This is a genomic window from Mesorhizobium sp. P2_E6, assembly GCF_056403835.1.
In genome coordinates, this window is record NZ_JBFUEQ010000012.1 from 1 (window position 1) to 15,887 (window position 15,887).

A 15,887-nucleotide genomic window follows, 5' to 3' on the forward strand; every position below is an offset into this window, starting at 1 on the left:
GGCTTGGACGTCAGGTCAGACTGACAGTTTCGGTAAAAAGATTGAGATGCCTCTCCATCCGACCCGATCATGGAGCGGTCGCGCGCCGACTTCGAAGAGAAGCCAGACCCCTGGCGGGCACTCATCATCTCCGGCGCATCGAAGCCGTTTACGCATCAGCCGTCAACACCACGACCAACGCCGCGCATGGTATGCCACGGTGAGGATCCCTTTGCTTGACAAACCCAGCCCCAAAAGAGAAGCCCGCCATTGTAGCTCGCCCGCACCGCTTGGCCACCGACCGTTGTGTGCACGATGGGCAGACGTTCATAGTCGACGCCGACAAGGGCGCACAACTTTCTCCAGTAGCTGTCGAAGGGGTCGCCAGGACCCGTCGTGCACATTCCCTTGACGTCTACAGGGCGCGCGGCGGCCGAACTGGCGCCCAACGATAAATCGGGCTCGGCGACAAAGATCGTATCGCTGTCGAGCTGCACAATGATTGGCGGCCCCGACCGACGTTCGACGTGAGCAAGCGCGTGAATGCGATACGACGTGCCATATTGCGGGTAGTAACTCTCGATCTCGATCGGCAGATATTCGACATCCATCTGCTCAAGTTTGCGCAGCGTCGACACGGATGGGCGACGGCTACTCCTGGGCGACACGACCGTTATCGGGCACCGCGAATAGGCACCGGCGAAACATCGTATGCTCTCGCACAGCAACAGGGCTTGCGCTTCGAGAATGCCCGCCTCGGCAATCAGGACAAATTCGACACTCTTTTCGGCAATGTCGCGCGCCTGGCCAGTCTCCCGCGGCAGGGCCGGCACACTCGGCGAGGGCGCCGGTGAAGGCTCTATTTTCGCGGCTTCGCCGAGCCATTTCCCGGTCGCGCGCAACCGGGCCTTCAGGCCAGCCGCCAGCCGCTGCATTGCCGCTCTGGTCGCGGCACGCCGGTCGAGCGGCCAACACAGGGAACAGACCCTCAGCATCTCGTGTATCCGCAACGGCGGACTGGCCAGCATGCGGGCAACGAGGCCATGCGCCAGCTGCCTGGCGGCATCCGCATCCTCGGCTCGCTCGAACGGTCGGGCGGCGGCGAGGAAGACGCGAAGCACGGCAAGAAGCTTGCAGTAGGCGGCGGCGCGCCGCTTGACGGCGATCTCATGCCCACGGATGAATTCGGTCATATCGCGCGCGAAGGCGTCGTCATAAAGATCGTAGGTCAGCCCGAGTTTGGCCCAGAGCGCCTCGCGGATCGGATGCGTCCGGTTGCGCGCGTTCTTCGAGTGCTTCGTGCTCAGCCCTTGCGTGTTCAGCCGGTAGCGCGTCAGCGGCTCGGCAAGGTTTCGCGCCCGGCACAAGGGCAGCAGGGCAAAACACAGATAGTGATCATGCGATATCCACTGATCGGCCTTGTAACCCCCGACGGCCTCGAAGCCGCTACGGCGATAGGCCATGGATGAATGATAGAACGGATTGTGGAACAGGATGGTCCACCGGATCGCAATATCCGTTTCGGGCATTAGCTGCCCGCCGACGACGCGGTCGGCTTCGTCGATCAGCGTTACCGCGTTTCCGACGAGGCCAAGCTCGGAGTCCTCGTCCAGCGCCGCGACCAGCCGCCCGACATGCGTCGGCTCGGCGATGTCATCGCAATCCAGACGCAGGATGATGTCGGCGCGAGCCGCCTCGATGCCGCGGTTGGCGGCGGCGGCTGGGCCAAGATTGGTCGGATTGGTCACGATCCGTATGCGCGGATCACGGCGTGCCAGTGCCTCGAAGACCGCGGCTTCGCCGGTCGCGTCATCGACGATCACAAGCTCAAGATCGCGGAACTCCTGGGTTAGGATGCTGTCGACCGCCGCGTCGAGGAAGCGCTGGTCGGTGTAGACGGTCATGACGACGGAGGCGCGGGGAGCGAGATCTGTCTCCGTCTCGGGTCTGTTCTCCAAAGTTTGTCCCCCTGCAGATGTTCCCCGATAGCCAACTCGCTCGCGAGCCGCAAACGGAAATCGCTACGGGACGAGTTTGCTCACCGTAACCGGCGAAAGTCTTGGAGGGAGAGGAGGCGGCAAGCCTTGCCGACCGCCACCCTATTGCGCCCGTCAGCGCTTAGGGCCGAAGCCTGGATAGGGGATGAGCGGGACAATGGCGGCGATGTCCATCATGCCAGCCTTGACCAGCGGCAAGGTGGCGAGATGGTGGTGCACATCGGCGTCGCTGCCGGCCTCGAACATCATGCCGCTGCCCGGGATGTCGCCACGGTTCCACACCTGGCGCACCGCGCCTTCGGCATAGAGCGTGCGCCGTTGCTCGGCCTCGCCGGGCAGCAGCGGCGCGAAATCGGCGTCGCTGAACTTTTCGGTGTTGCGGCTGAGAAGGGCAAAGAACTGCATGGCGGTCTCCTTTGGTTGGGATGACCCAACTATCGCCGCGCCTAGCCAGACTGTCCAAGACTGAATAGGATAAAGTTGAGACCGCGAAGGACTTAAAAGCTTCGGAGAGAAAATGTTCGACCTGCGCCAACTCCGCTATTTCGTCACGGTCGCCGAAACCGGCAATGTCGGCCGCGCCGCCGAGATGCTGCATATTTCGCAATCGCCGCTCAGCCGGCAGATCATGCAGCTTGAGGAGCAGCTTGGCGTTCCCCTGTTTGAAAGAGCCAAGCAACGGGTCCATCTCAACGCCGAGGGCCGCGCCTTCCTCACCGAGGCCCGCTCGCTGTTGTCCAACGCGCGGCGATTGGAGGAGTTTGGCCGCAATCTGGCCAGCGGCGCCGTCGGCCGTCTCGCCATCGGCTATGTCGAAGGCGCCGTTCATGCCGGACTTGTCGCCGGGATGCTGCGTCAGTTTCGCCGCGAACGGCCGGATTTTTATCTTCAGTTGCGAAGCCTGCGGTCGGCGGCGCAACTGGAGGGGCTGCGGCAGCGCTCGCTCGATCTGGGTTTCGTCTATTCGCCGCCGGCTGACGATGACCCGGACATCGCCACGATCGCGCTGCGCCATGAACCGCTGGTGCTGGCGATTCCCGAAGATGATCCGCTTGTCGGGTTGTCGGACATCAGGCCGCATCACCTCGACGGCCGCACCTGGATCACCGTCGTGCGCCAGCCTGACGACACCAACCGTGGCCAGTTCCTGGCCGCTTGCGCCAAGGCCGGCTTTCTGCCCGACATCGCTTATGAGACGGCCGATCCGTTGACCTCGCTTGGTCTGGTCAGCGCCGGCCTTGGCCTGGCCACGGTGCAGGCCAGCCTGCGTGCCGCCGCGCCGTCACGGATCGTGTTTCGCGACCTGCCATGGTTCGAGCGAACGGTTTCCATCCATCTTGCCTGGCGGCGTCACGACCGCCGCGCCGTGATCACCGGCTTGCGGGAGGCAGCGGAAGAAGAGGGTAGGGCAGTAGGGCAGTAGGGCAGTAGGGCAGTAGGGCTTCACCTCAGGCGATCTACATACTGCCTTACTGCCCTACTCCCTTATTCCCCTACATCTTGTCGATCACCGACTGCATGCCCTCGGTCGGGGCGTCGACGGAGGAGCCTGCCACCATGATGGCGGCGACGATTGCCTCGGGGTCGTTGACGACCAGCGGCTTGACCCGCTGCGCGGTGTGGATGAAGCCCTCGGCGGCCATGTGGTCGAGTAACGCCAGCATCGGATCCCAGAATCCGCCGACGTTGGCGAAGACGATCGGCTTGCGGTGATGGCCGAGCTGCCCCCAGGTCATGACCTCGACGATCTCCTCGACCGTGCCGATGCCGCCCGGCAGCGCCACAAAGGCGTCGGATTTTTCGAACATCCTGTGTTTGCGCTCGTGCATATTGTCGGTGATTACGAGTTCGTCGAGCCGGTCAAGCGCGGTTTCGGTCGCCTCCTTGTTGATCAGGAAGCGTGGAATGATGCCCGTCACCTTGCCGCCGGCACGCAAGGCGCCCTCGGCTACGGCGCCCATGATGCCTTTGGTGCCGCCGCCGTATATCAGCCTGAGGCCGGAGCGCGCAATCGAGCGCCCAAGCAGGTGACCGGCCTTGGCATAGGTTTCATCGCGGCCCGGAGACGAGCCGCAATAGACGCAGACGGATCGAATCGTGTTCATACCGATGATTGGTGATTGGGTCTGAAAGCGGGGTCAAGCCCGGGCGGGCTTTTTCTTGTCGGCTTTGGCAAAACAGGCTAGACCGGCATTAGGTGGCTAAGGGGTAGGGAAATATGGCAATTAATCCACTGAAGGCGTTCTTGTTCGCAGCGGGTGGGACCGTTGCGGCCGCAGGAACCGCCTATGTATCGGGCGCACTCGACCCATATCTCATTCGCACGCCACCGGCGGAAGTGGCAGCACTGACCCCACCCGCGGCGCCGAAACCAGCCGATCCCGGCACGGAAGCGCGGCTGCCGCCAGCGGCGGTGCCGGCCGCTCCCGCCGCTGCGCCTCAGGCAACGGCTCCAGCCGTGCCCTCAACGGATGCGGCGGCGCCCGCTGCGGCCGGTCCGATCGTGCCGTCCTTCGATGTGGTGCGCGTCGAGAGCAATGGCTCGATCGTCATTGCCGGCAATGCGGCGCCCAATTCGAAGGTAGAGATCCTCAACGGCACCACCGTGCTCGGCTCGACGGTCGCTGGCCCCGATGGCGCCTTTGTCATCGTGCTCGACGATCCGCTGAAACCCGGCGACTACACAATCGCATTGCGCGCCACCACCGGCGATGTCGTGACCGCCTCGGCGCAAACCGCAGTCGTCTCGGTTCCCAAGGATGCGGCGGGCCAGGTGCTGGCCATGGTCGAAGAGCCAGGCAAGCCGGCCGAACTGCTCACCGTTCCGGCGCCCGAGACAAAGCCGGCCGCACCGGCTGCCGGCGACCAGGCTGCCGCCCCGGCGGCTCCTGCGCCAGCCGCGGTTGCAGCAGCACCCGCTCCGGCGGCACCAGCTACGCCGCCCGCCGGATCAGTGGCCGAACCCAAGATCGTCGTCGAAGCGGTCGAGATCGACGGCAACAAGATCTTTGTCGCCGGTCTCGCCGATGCCGGCCGCAAGGTGCGCGCCTATGCCAATGACATCCTGCTCGGCGACGCGAAGACGTCGCCAGACGGCCATTTCCTGGTCGAGGCGACGCGTGACATTCCGGTCGGCAGCTACACCATCCATGTCGATGGCCTCGATGCCGACGGGGTGACAGTTGTGGCTCGCGCCGCCGTACCGTTCGAGCGCGAGCCGGGCGATTCTGTCGCCGCCGTGGCGCCCGCCGAAGCAAAGCCGGCGGCGCCTGCCGTCGCAGGCGCCGCTCCGGCGGAATCCGCATCGGCTCCTGCTGCACCAGCCACCGAGGCTCCGGCCATGACGCCCGCTCCCGCCACCGATGCTCCGGGAGTTGTGGCTGCGGCAACGCCGCCAGGCGATGTGCCCGAGACGGTGGCGCCCAAGCTCGAACATGCCGGCAGCGCCGTCATCATCCGCCGCAACGATACGCTGTGGCGGATTTCGCGGCGCGTCTACGGCCGTGGCATGCGCTACTCGACCATCTACCTCGCCAACCAGGATCAGATCAGCGATCCCGACCGCATCTGGCCGGGGCAGGTGTTCAAGGTCCCCGAAAAGTCGAAGGAAGGCGAAGCCGCCGACCTCAAGGCGATGGGCGAGCAGGCGACGACGGCTCCGCCCAAGACCAAGTAGTCAGCCAGCGGCTGAGCGCGCAATCTCCCCCACGTGGGGGAGATTGGCAGTTCTACCCATCGGGTTAGCTTGCCTCACAGATGGTCATCGTTTATCGCCGATGGACGATGACCGAATCCCCCTCCGAAACAGACGGATGCCGCTCCGCGCCGGCCAACTGCGCCCCGGACAGCCGCACCGTTGCCGCGCGGCTTGCCGCGTTATCCCACCCGGCACGCATCGAAATCATAAAGCACCTGTCAGCCAGCAACTCCTGTTGCTGCCGTGAAGTCGTCGATCGTTTCGATCTGGCGCAGTCTACCGTGTCACAACACCTGAAGATACTGGTCGAGGCCGGGCTGGTCCGCTTCGAGCCCGATCGCCAGCGCTCGCGCTATGCGGTCGACCACGCCGCGCTTGCCGATGTTTCCGCATCGGTCGCCGCGCTCGTCAATTCCTGCTGCTCCGGCCGCTGAAAATAAGAAGAAGGCACCAGAAATGGCCGAAAAAACCGTCTCCGACTCCTCGACCTTCAAGACGCTGCTCAATCTGTGGCCTTACATGTGGCCGGCGGATCGCGCCGATCTCCGGGCACGGGTCACCTGGGCGACGCTTCTCTTGGTTGTCGCCAAACTGACGCTGGTCGCTGGTCCTTATTTTTTCAAATGGGCGACCGACGCGCTGGCCGGCGACGCCAGGTCTGTGCCGCCGCTGCCAACCTTCCTGCTGGCGCCCGTCATGCTGGTCGTCGCCTACAACGTCGTGCGACTGGTGCAGCTTGGTTTCAACCAACTGCGCGACGCACTGTTTGCCCGCGTCGGCCAGTACGCGGTGCGCCAGCTCGCCTTCCGCACCTTCGTCCATATGCATGAACTGTCGCTGCGCTTTCATCTCGAGCGGCGCACCGGCGGCCTGTCGCGCATCATCGAGCGCGGCACCAAGGGCATCGAGACGATTGTCCGATTCATCATGCTCAACACCGCGCCGACCATCCTCGAATTCGCGCTGACCACCGGCATCTTCGCCTACACCTATGGCTGGAAATACGTCGTCGTCGTCGCGGTCACCGTCTGGGTCTATGTCTGGTTCACGGTGCGGGCGAGCGACTGGCGCATCGGCATCCGCCGCGACATGAACGACAGCGACACCGACGCCAACACCAAGGCGATCGACTCGCTGCTCAACTACGAGACGGTCAAATATTTCAACAATGAAGGCATGGAGGCCGAGCGCTTCGACCGCTCGATGGCGCGCTACGAGATCGCGGCGACCCGCATCTGGACTTCGCTCGGCTGGCTGAACTTTGGCCAGGGCATCATCTTCGGCCTCGGCACCGTCATCGTCATGTGCATGTCGGCACTCGAAGTGCAGGCGGGCACGCAGACGGTCGGCGACTTCGTCTTCATTAACGCGATGCTGATGCAGCTGTCGGTGCCGCTCAATTTCATCGGCTTCATCTATCGCGAAATCCGACAGGGGCTGACCGATATCGAGCAGATGTTCGACCTTCTGGATGTTCCGCAGGAGATCGTCGACAAGCCGGATGCCAGGCCACTCGCCGTCAGCGCAGGGAAGGTCGAGTTTCGCGACGTGCATTTCTCCTATGATCCGAACCGCAAGATCCTGAAGGGCATCAGCTTCGCGGTGCCGGCCGGCAAGACGGTCGCCATCGTCGGGCCGTCGGGCGCCGGCAAGTCGACCATCTCCAGGCTGCTGTTCCGCTTCTACGACGTCCAGGGCGGCCAGGTGCTGATCGATGGTCAGGATATCAGGGACGTGACGCAGGAGAGCCTGCGCGGGGCGATCGGCATGGTGCCGCAGGACACGGTGCTGTTCAACGACACCATCGCCTACAACATCCGCTATGGCCGCATCGGCGCCAGCGAGGAGGACATGCGCAAGGCGGCCGAACTCGCCCAGATCGGCCCGTTCATCGAGCGGCTGCCCGATGGCTACAAGTCGATGGTCGGCGAGCGCGGGCTGAAACTCTCCGGCGGCGAGAAGCAGCGCGTGGCGATCGCCCGCACCATTTTGAAAGCGCCGCCGATCCTGATGCTGGACGAGGCGACTTCGGCGCTCGACAGCCACACCGAGCAAGAGATCCAGGCCGCGCTCGATCTGGTCAGCCGTGGCCGCACCACCATCGTCATCGCCCACCGGCTGTCGACTGTGATTTCCGCCGACGAAATCATCGTGCTGCAGGATGGCCAGATCGCCGAGCGCGGCACCCATGCCGAGCTGATGCGCAAACACGGCCTCTACGCCTCGATGTGGGACCGCCAGCGCGAAGCGACCGAAGCCGAAGAGCGGCTGCGCATCGCCCGCGAGGGCGACGAGCTTGGCGTCATCGTCCGCCGCCGCACGTCGGAGGTGTCATAGCGTTTTCCTTCTCCCCCAGGGGAGAAGGAAAACGTGTCGAAAAAATCCGCTTGACCTCAACTTTGGTTGAGATTGTAGGCCGTTCTTGGAGCCCGCAAACACCAAGATCCAGGAACGGAACAATCGAAAATGAGCAAGATAAATCAGAGTGCTGATGGCGGCAGTGTGTTCAGGGTGGACAAGTTCGTCGTCCCGGCCGCCGCCCGCGAAGAGATACTCGCCAAGGTCAAGGCAACGCATGAGGTGCTGCGCCGGCAGGATGGCTTCGTGCAGGATTTCCTGCTCGAGCAATTCTCTGGCCCGGGCGAATTCAACCTGGTCACGATCGTCGAATGGGAAAGCCAGTCGGTCGTCGACCGGGTCGTGCCGATCGTCACGGCCGAGCATGCGCGAGCCGGTTTCAATCCGCAGGAGACGATCGCCCGGCTCGGCGTGCGAGCCGACATCGCCAACTATCAGCGGATTCCCGGGGTGTAAGGCCTCTACGGCCAGCCGACACCAGGTGCCGGCGCTTCAACGCTGAGCACCTGGCCGGTGCGGGCATCGCTGATCATGTGCTCGAAGCCGCGCCATTCGGCGGCGGCGATGAACAGCGTTTTCAGGTCCGCACCGCCCAGCATGCAGGCAAAGCAGCCGCGATCGACATTGACGGTCTGCAGCACCTCACCGCCTTCGAGCACCCGCACGCAGTGCTTGTTGGGAACGTCCGCGTACCAGGCCGCCCCTTCGGCATCGAGGCAGATGCCGTCGGGAAAACCATCGAGGTCGGCCCAGACGCGGCGGTTGGCGAGGCTGCCGTCCGCGGCGATGTCGAAGGCAGTCAGCCGGTTGGCGTGCGATTCGGCGACGATCAGCGTCTTGTTGTCCGGCGTCACCGCCATGCCGTTGGCGAACGCGATATTTTCCGCCACTTGCCGGACCGCGCCGTCTGGCGTGACCAGCACGACGGTACCTGGGCCGAAATACTGGCCGGGAGCCGGCGCCGGGCCGCCGCCATTGACATAGATGTTGCCGCGCCCGTCGACGACGATCTCGTTCCACGGGCTTTTCGACAGGCCGCGCAAATCGGCGTGGGTAACCAGTGAACCGTCCGGTTCCCTGCGCAACACCAACCCCTCGCGACCGGAGACGACGAGCAGGCGACCGTCCGGCAGCCAGTCGATGGAGTAGGGCAGTACAGCCGGCACGGTGAGCACGATCTCACGGCTGCCGTCGGCATCGACGGCGATGATCTCGCCGGTCCCCCAGTTACAGAGCCACAGGCGACCGTCATGCCAGCGCGGCGATTCCCCGAAGGCGAGGCCGCTGGTCACGACACGAGCTTTGTTGCCAGATGATGCCTGCATAATCGGGAGCCTCCGTTGCACGCGTCGTCGGCCCTTGCGGGCGGAATGAAGCGCTGTCTCACCAAGGACGGGCGAGGGGACGGACCCCCGACAGCAGCCCTACGGTTTTTCGCTCAGGAAGAAATTGCCATCGGCATGACCGTTGGCGCCGCATGACGGCGGTTCCGAAATGCCGTCCTTGCCGGTGCCGCTCTGCTCGACGACGAGCGCATCGCCATCGCGGCGGAAGATGAAAACAAAGCCGGTCGGCTTTTCGTTGTCGTCGGTATCGACAAGCCGCAAGTCCTTGCGGACCTTGACCGTGCCGCCGATTTCGCACGAACCACTGCCGGAGACAGGATTCGCGACCTCTTCCGACACGTCGAGCTTGCCAGCGCCAGCCGCCTTGATCTCGACCGTCCCGCGAACGCTGCTCCATGTGCCGATGAAACCGGTATCCTTGGGCTTGCGGATGCCGGCGAGGAAGGCCGCTCGGTCGCGCAGGAATTCGCCGAGATCGAAATTCTGCCGATCCTTGGGTGTGTTCTCGTTGAAGCCGGCGATCTGGTCGCGATACGCAATGAAATCGCCTTGGTCGTCCCGCAAGGCCTTGCCGGCGTGAGGATCGAGCGTCTTCAGCACCGCCGCGTAGGTTTTCGCCACGTCCGCATCGGCCTGCGCCAGGGCAGGGTCGGCGCAGATGGCCTTTTCCGCCGCGCTGGCGGCCTTTGTGCAGTCGAAGGATGGCCTGGCTTGTGCCATTGCGTTGCCATTCGATGCCAGCAGTGCGACCAGAACCCCAGCTATTTCAGCCCATCGCCTGGAATCAAGGTTGGCCCCGTTCAGGTGTCGGATCATGGGCAGTCGGTCTTTTCTCTGTGGCTGCGAACCGGCGGTGGCCTGAATTCTGGCGGCAACGATGCCGACAGGCAAGCGCATGATGGCTCTCGCCAGTTGCGGCCAATGCGGCCTTGCCGATTGTTGCGTTGCGGTGAATTGGGCTTTCGGCTATTGAGGCCGGACTTGAAACGGAGCCTGCCCCAGCCCGATGAGCCTTGTCGATACGGTCAAGAACGCGTTCGTACCGATCCATCGCGAAGGCTATCCCTTTATCGCGGCCTTCGGCGCGGCGACGCTTTTCCTCGGCTATTTCTCGTCGATCCTGTTCTGGGTCGGCCTTATCCTGACCGCCTGGTGCGTCTATTTCTTCCGCGATCCCGAGCGCGTCACGCCGGTCGACGACCGCTTGGTGGTGAGCCCCGCCGACGGCATCATTTCGGCGGTCGGACCAGCGGTGCCGCCACGCGAACTTGGCCTCGGCAACGTCGAGATGACCCGCATCTCGGTGTTCATGAACGTGTTTTCCTGCCATGTGAACCGCGCCCCGGTGCGTGGCCGTATTGCCAAGATCGAGCACCGGCCGGGCAAATTCCTCAATGCCGAACTCGACAAGGCGAGCACCGAGAATGAGCGCAACGGCCTGGTCATCGACAGCCCCAACGGCACGGTCGCGGCTGTCCAGATCGCCGGTCTGGTGGCGCGCCGTATCGTCTGCTGGGCCGAGGCCGGCGGCTCTATCGCCATCGGCGAGCGTTTCGGCCTGATCCGCTTCGGCTCTCGCGTCGACGTGTTCCTGCCGCTCACCGCCACGCCGCGCGTTGCCGTCGGCCAGACCGCGGTCGGCGGCGAAACCGTGCTGGCCGAATTCGGCGGTGTCGCCGGCACTCCCCTCGTGCGGATTTCCTGACCGGTGGGCACGCAATACAAAAAGTTCGAAGCCCATGCCAGCGGCGGCCCGCGCATCCGCGAAATCCCGATGCGCATGGTGCTGCCCAACCTCGTTACCGTGCTGGCCATCTGTGCCGGCCTGTCCGGCATCCGTTTCGGCTTTGAGGGCCGTTTTGAGCCGGCAGTGGTGATGGTGCTGCTCGCGGCTTTCCTCGACGGCATTGACGGGCGGCTGGCGCGGATGCTGAAGGCGACCTCCAAGTTCGGCGCGCAGATGGATTCGCTGGCCGACATCGTCAACTTCGGTGTTGCGCCCGCCTTGGTGCTCTATGCCTTCCTGCTCGACCGCGCCGGATCGCCGGGCTGGATCGCAGCACTTCTGTTCGCCATCGCCTGCGGGCTCAGGCTTGCCCGCTTCAACGTGCTCGACGACGAGAAGGCCGAGCGCCCCGTGTGGCAGTCCGAATATTTCGTCGGCGTGCCGGCGCCGGCGGGCGCCGTGCTGGTGATGCTGCCGCTCTATTTGTATTTCCTGCGCACAGGTCTGGAGCCCAGTCGCCCGGCTGCCTTCGTCGCCACCGGCTTCACCATCCTGGTTGCCTTCCTGCTGGTCAGCCGGCTGCCGGTCTATTCCGGCAAGAGCCTGAGAGTGCCAGGCGACAAGGTGCTGCCGATCATCCTTGGCGTCGTGCTCTACGTGCTGCTGCTGATGACCTATCCCTGGTACACGCTGACCGCCTCGGTCGCCGGTTATCTGCTCTTCCTGCCGTTCAGCGTGCGCGCCTATTCGAAGCGCGCCAAGCAGGAGGGCGAGAAAGTGCCGCCTTCGGACATCGGGTAGGGTTGCTCGAAGCCCGCTCCGCATTCGTCATCCTGGCGTCTACGCTCCGCGCTAGGATGACGAAGAATAGCTTCAGGCCGCCACACCGAGCCCCAGCCTGTCGATCGCCAGCTTTCTGGTCGACACATAGTCGGTCTTGCCGGAACCCAGCACCGGGATTTCCTCGACCTTGATGATGTCGTTCGGCACCATCAGTTCGGCGGCGCCCGCCTGCTTGCCGAATTTGCGCAACTCGTCGGGATTGGCATCGTCGGCGGTGGTGACCAGCACGATGCGCTCGCCGCGCCTCTTGTCCGGCACCGCCACCGCCGCATGGCGTTCTTCCGGCCACAGCGACTGCACCAGCATCTCGACAGCACCCAGCGACACCATCTCGCCGGCGATCTTGGCGAAGCGCTTGGCGCGGCCGCGAATGGTGATGAAGCCTTCGCGGTCGACGGCGACGATGTCGCCGGTGTCGTGCCAGCCGGTCAGCGGCTGCAACTCACCGGGGCGATCGGCAGTCATGTAGCCCATCATCAGGTTCGGTCCGTCGAGCCACAACTGGCCGGCGTCGGATATGCCTTCGACCGGCTCCAGCTTCATGCGCATCGCCGGCAGCAGCCGGCCGACCGTGCCGTCGCGGCCATGGATCGCGGTGTTGACGGCCACCACGGGTGCGGCTTCCGTCAGTCCAAAACCTTCGATGATCTCGGCCTGGAAGCGTTCGCGATAGACGCGGCGGGTTTCCGGCTTCACCGCCTCGGCGCCGGCGACGACGAAGCGCAGGCTGGAAAAATCGCCGTCCTTGGCGGTGCGCGCATAGTTGGCGAGGAACGTGTCGGTGCCGAACATGATGGTCGGTTTCACCTTGCGCGCGATCTCGGGGATGATCTTGTAGTGCAGCGGCGAGGGGTAGAGGAACAGCTTTACCCCGGTGACCAGCGGCAGGATGGTGCCGCCCGTCAGGCCGAAGGAATGGAACACCGGCAGCACGTTGAGCAGGATGTCGGCGGGCGAGATGGTGATGCGCGCCTCGGCCTGCATGGCGTTGGCAAGCAGGTTCTTGTGCGACAGCACCACTGCCTTGGGTGTGCCTTCCGAACCCGAGGTGAACAGGATCACCGCAGGCTTGGCCGCATCCTGCCGCTGCAGCGGCCAGCGCCACAGCAAGGCCGCGGCAAGCTTGTCGAGCGCGGTGACGTCTTCCCGCACATCCTCCAGCCAAAGCAGCTTGGCGCCGCCGTTCTCGACCGCCGCGACAATATCGGCAAGGTCGGCCTTCTCGACGAAGGCACGGGAGGAGACGACCGTGCGGATCACCGCCGTGCGCACCGCCGCGGTTACGCTGGCCGGGCCGGCGGTGTAGTTGATCATTGCTGCCACCCGGCCGCCAGACAGCAGGCCGACAAACGACAGCACCACGCCATTGGCGTTGGGCAGCAGCAGGCCGACCGCTTCGCCCGGCGCCGTCACCGCCTCGAACCGGCGGCCAAGGACACGGGCGCCCATGAACATCTTGCGGTAGCTCAGCGCGCCGGAGATGACATCCTCGATGATCGGGTGCGAGGCGCCGACACGGGCAGCGGCGTCGCGCATTGCCAGGAACAGGCCACGATCGAGCTCGGCGCCGAAAAGCCGGGCCTCGGCGACACGGTCGAACAGCGCGTTGGTGTTCGAGGCCTGGTCCGGGTTGCGCGCTGCCAGTTCGGCGATGGTCATCGGTTCCAGCACGCTGATAGACAGTTGCGGAAACCAGTGCCGCGGCGCCTTGTCCGCCTGCGTCAACGACACCGGCAGGCTGCGCGCGCCGGCGACGAAGATCGGCACGATCTTGGCGTCGGCCTGCATGGCGATGCGGGTGACGGCGCGAAACAGGCGAAACGTCTTGACGTTGGGCTCGACCGCGTCCGGCAGATAGACGGCGAGTCGCCCCTTGCCCTTCAGCACGCGCACCAGCCTGCGGCTGACGAAGAGATGTTCGGCGTTGAAGGCGATGGTGCGGCCAAGCTCGCGCCACGGTTCGAGCCATGGCGACCGCGCCGAGACCTCGTCGAGTATATGCAGCGTGTCGTCCGGCAGCAGCGACAGCATCAGCGCCGGCTCGAAACGCGATTGATGCGAGATGACGTAGATGACAGGGGCCTGCGCCTTGCGGGCGATCCTGACGCGGTTGTCGCTGATCCGGTAGGCAAGCTTGAACGGCACATAGAGCAGTGCCTGGGTGAAACGCAGGCTGAGGCGGAATTTCTCCACCACGCCGATCAGCAGCCAGGCCAGGACAAGACCCGCAAGCAGCGCCAGTGTCAGGATCATGCCGCTTCTCTCCCAACGATTCTAGCATCGCGGCTCTTTGCGACCGCTTCGGGGCAGAGCGTAGCGGAATGGAGGGCAACGTCAATGTGGAGGCGCAGCGCTCGCTTCCTTCCCCCTTTTGGGAGAGAAGGGAAGGCCGCAGCTCACGCCGCCTTCAACCGCCCGCTGATGAAACGGAACTCCTGCGTCTTACCGCCATAGCCATAGGCGGCGGCCGGCACTTCATGCACGAAGGCATAGCTTTCCTCATGCACACCGCCCAAAAGGCGGCCGAAGGCGTCGAAGATCGCCTTCAGATAGGCCTCCAGCTCGACCTTGGTGTTGGTGCCGTCGACCACCTTGATATCGAGCCAGAACGTGTTGGTGCCATGCTCGGCCAGTGACTTGCCGCCGGCGAACCAGTGTTGCGGATCGATATAGGAAACGGCAACCGCGGTGATCGTCGGATCCTTGCGCAACTGCGCGGCCGTGATTTCGGTGATTTCTCCGGCGATCCGGGCAGACAGCGCGGCATCAGGCTTGCCGGTGACGCTGACGTTGATGATGGGCATTTTTCTTCTCCTGGTTTGAGCGGCGTCGGATCGCCGTTGGAAGGACCATGCCACTGTCATCGAGTCAAAAAAATCGAATTGTTTTCAATTGAAGGTTCGATATTATCGAATTATGGAAACGCTCGATCCCGACCTGCTCAGGACTTTTATCGCTTTCGTCGACAGCGGCTCGCTGGCGCAGGCGGCGTTGAGCGTCGGCCGTTCACCCTCGGCGGTCACCGCGCAGATGCAGCGGCTCGAGGAAATCGTCGGCGAGGCGCTTCTGGCGCCGCAGGGCCGGGGCCGAGGCCTGACGCCGGCCGGCGAGGATCTCGTCGGCCATGCAAGGCGCATCCTTGCCGCTCACCGCGAGGCGTGGCTGGCGTTGAAGGGCGCGCGTGCTGCCGGGCGCGTTGCCATCGGGACGACGCAGGATTTTGCCGACAGCGGTCTGCCCGATCTGCTGCGCGCCTTCGCCGTCAGCCATCCGCGCGTCAGGATCGAATTGCGTGTCGGCCGCTCCGCCGAACTGGCGCAAGCGATGCAGTCCGGCGGGCTCGACCTGGCGATCGTCATGCGCCAGACTGCTGCGCCGGACGAAGTCGGCGTGCTGCGCGAACCGATGATATGGCTGTGTTCGCAAAAGGGGCTGGCCTCGCGCCAGGAAGAATTGCCGCTGGCGTTGCTCGATCCCTATTGCGGCTTTCGCGAAGCAGCACTTGCCGCGCTCGATACGGCCGGCCGCCGCTATCGCATCGCCGCCGGCAGCGCCAGCCTGGCCGGCTTGCGCACGGCGGTGAATGCGGGTCTTGCGCTGACGCTGCGCACCGCGCGCTTTGCCCATTCCGGCATTGTCGAAGCGCCGCGCGAACTTGGTCTGCCGCAGGTTCCGATAGCTGAATTTGCCGTTCGGCTGCGCGCCGGTGCGGATGGTCCGGCAGCTGATCTTGCGGCACTGCTGAGTGGCAATTTGGCTCTGCCCGGCCTCCTTGGCTGATCGACAAGATCCGATCTCGCTGCGGATCAAACGCCCAAGAAAAAGCCGACCTTGCGGTCGGCTTGGGAGTAGGACGGGCCGAGGGGTTTGGGGGGACTTGGGGGTGGCCCGTCACACCAACAATGCATGAGCCGGACGATGGTTCCGTGACTGTGTAACTT

15 protein-coding genes are annotated in these 15,887 nt (G+C 64.4%); 8 read left to right on the forward strand and 7 right to left on the reverse strand.

The genetic code is table 11. From position 1 onward, the window contains the following. Window positions 1-155 precede the first annotated feature (155 nt). Both AC1D08_RS25875 and AC1D08_RS25880 read right to left on the reverse strand, forming a co-directional pair. On the reverse strand, window positions 156-1,937 hold the full coding sequence (locus AC1D08_RS25875) for a glycosyltransferase family 2 protein (RefSeq protein ID WP_477424386.1): 1,782 nt from the start codon (window positions 1,935-1,937) through the stop codon (window positions 156-158). A gap of 153 nt (window positions 1,938-2,090) precedes the next feature. Further along, window positions 2,091-2,381, reverse strand: a complete 291-nt coding sequence (locus tag AC1D08_RS25880) for a muconolactone Delta-isomerase family protein (protein WP_457151878.1) — start codon at window positions 2,379-2,381, stop codon at window positions 2,091-2,093. Window positions 2,382-2,493: 112 nt separating this feature from the next. Between AC1D08_RS25880 and AC1D08_RS25885 the strand changes: the two genes are divergently transcribed. Next, a complete protein-coding gene (locus AC1D08_RS25885) occupies window positions 2,494-3,399 on the forward strand; it encodes a LysR substrate-binding domain-containing protein (protein ID WP_457151877.1) in 906 nt (301 codons plus the stop codon). Between the two features lie 70 nt (window positions 3,400-3,469). Here AC1D08_RS25885 and AC1D08_RS25890 read toward each other — a convergent pair whose 3' ends face one another. Beyond that, a complete protein-coding gene (locus AC1D08_RS25890) occupies window positions 3,470-4,081 on the reverse strand; it encodes an LOG family protein (protein ID WP_457151876.1) in 612 nt (203 codons plus the stop codon). Window positions 4,082-4,194: 113 nt separating this feature from the next. Here AC1D08_RS25890 and AC1D08_RS25895 point away from each other — a divergent pair, with 113 nt between their 5' ends. The 4 genes from AC1D08_RS25895 (at window position 4,195) to AC1D08_RS25910 (ending at window position 8,487) form a co-directional block, all read left to right on the forward strand. Continuing rightward, window positions 4,195-5,652 (forward strand): LysM peptidoglycan-binding domain-containing protein, encoded by a 1,458-nt coding sequence (locus AC1D08_RS25895; RefSeq protein WP_457151875.1) that lies wholly within the window; start codon window positions 4,195-4,197, stop codon window positions 5,650-5,652. A 107-nt stretch (window positions 5,653-5,759) separates the two neighbouring features. Beyond that, window positions 5,760-6,107, forward strand: a complete 348-nt coding sequence (locus AC1D08_RS25900; protein WP_457155640.1) for an ArsR/SmtB family transcription factor — start codon at window positions 5,760-5,762, stop codon at window positions 6,105-6,107. 22 nt (window positions 6,108-6,129) lie between these two features. After that, the gene (locus tag AC1D08_RS25905) at window positions 6,130-8,010 is read left to right on the forward strand and encodes an ABCB family ABC transporter ATP-binding protein/permease (RefSeq protein WP_477226266.1); all 1,881 of its coding nucleotides are present in this window, start codon (window positions 6,130-6,132) and stop codon (window positions 8,008-8,010) included. 129 nt (window positions 8,011-8,139) lie between these two features. Continuing rightward, window positions 8,140-8,487 (forward strand): antibiotic biosynthesis monooxygenase family protein, encoded by a 348-nt coding sequence (locus AC1D08_RS25910; RefSeq protein WP_477424389.1) that lies wholly within the window; start codon window positions 8,140-8,142, stop codon window positions 8,485-8,487. Between the two features lie 5 nt (window positions 8,488-8,492). Here AC1D08_RS25910 and AC1D08_RS25915 read toward each other — a convergent pair whose 3' ends face one another. Both AC1D08_RS25915 and AC1D08_RS25920 read right to left on the reverse strand, forming a co-directional pair. Continuing rightward, window positions 8,493-9,356 carry an SMP-30/gluconolactonase/LRE family protein gene (locus AC1D08_RS25915; protein WP_457151125.1) on the reverse strand — a complete coding sequence of 288 codons (864 nt, stop codon included), beginning with the start codon at window positions 9,354-9,356 and terminating at the stop codon, window positions 8,493-8,495. Window positions 9,357-9,455: 99 nt separating this feature from the next. Then, window positions 9,456-10,097, reverse strand: coding sequence for a lysozyme inhibitor LprI family protein (locus AC1D08_RS25920; RefSeq protein WP_457151124.1), 642 nt, complete (start codon window positions 10,095-10,097; stop codon window positions 9,456-9,458). Between the two features lie 286 nt (window positions 10,098-10,383). Between AC1D08_RS25920 and AC1D08_RS25925 the strand changes: the two genes are divergently transcribed. After that, window positions 10,384-11,082 carry a phosphatidylserine decarboxylase gene (locus tag AC1D08_RS25925; protein WP_457151123.1) on the forward strand — a complete coding sequence of 233 codons (699 nt, stop codon included), beginning with the start codon at window positions 10,384-10,386 and terminating at the stop codon, window positions 11,080-11,082. Between the two features lie 3 nt (window positions 11,083-11,085). Continuing rightward, window positions 11,086-11,904 (forward strand): CDP-alcohol phosphatidyltransferase family protein, encoded by an 819-nt coding sequence (locus tag AC1D08_RS25930; RefSeq protein WP_095086458.1) that lies wholly within the window; start codon window positions 11,086-11,088, stop codon window positions 11,902-11,904. A 72-nt stretch (window positions 11,905-11,976) separates the two neighbouring features. Here the strand turns inward: AC1D08_RS25930 and AC1D08_RS25935 are convergent, their stop codons facing one another. Together AC1D08_RS25935 and AC1D08_RS25940 are read right to left on the reverse strand one after the other, a co-directional pair. Then, complete coding sequence (locus tag AC1D08_RS25935) at window positions 11,977-14,199, reverse strand: AMP-binding protein (protein ID WP_457151122.1); 2,223 nt, start codon at window positions 14,197-14,199, stop codon at window positions 11,977-11,979. A gap of 143 nt (window positions 14,200-14,342) precedes the next feature. Next, window positions 14,343-14,750, reverse strand: a complete 408-nt coding sequence (locus tag AC1D08_RS25940) for a tautomerase family protein (protein WP_457151121.1) — start codon at window positions 14,748-14,750, stop codon at window positions 14,343-14,345. Between the two features lie 112 nt (window positions 14,751-14,862). Between AC1D08_RS25940 and AC1D08_RS25945 the strand changes: the two genes are divergently transcribed. Beyond that, window positions 14,863-15,726: a LysR substrate-binding domain-containing protein gene (locus tag AC1D08_RS25945; RefSeq protein ID WP_457151120.1), complete on the forward strand. Its 864-nt coding sequence runs from the start codon at window positions 14,863-14,865 to the stop codon at window positions 15,724-15,726. The last annotated feature ends 161 nt before the right edge of the window (window positions 15,727-15,887 follow it).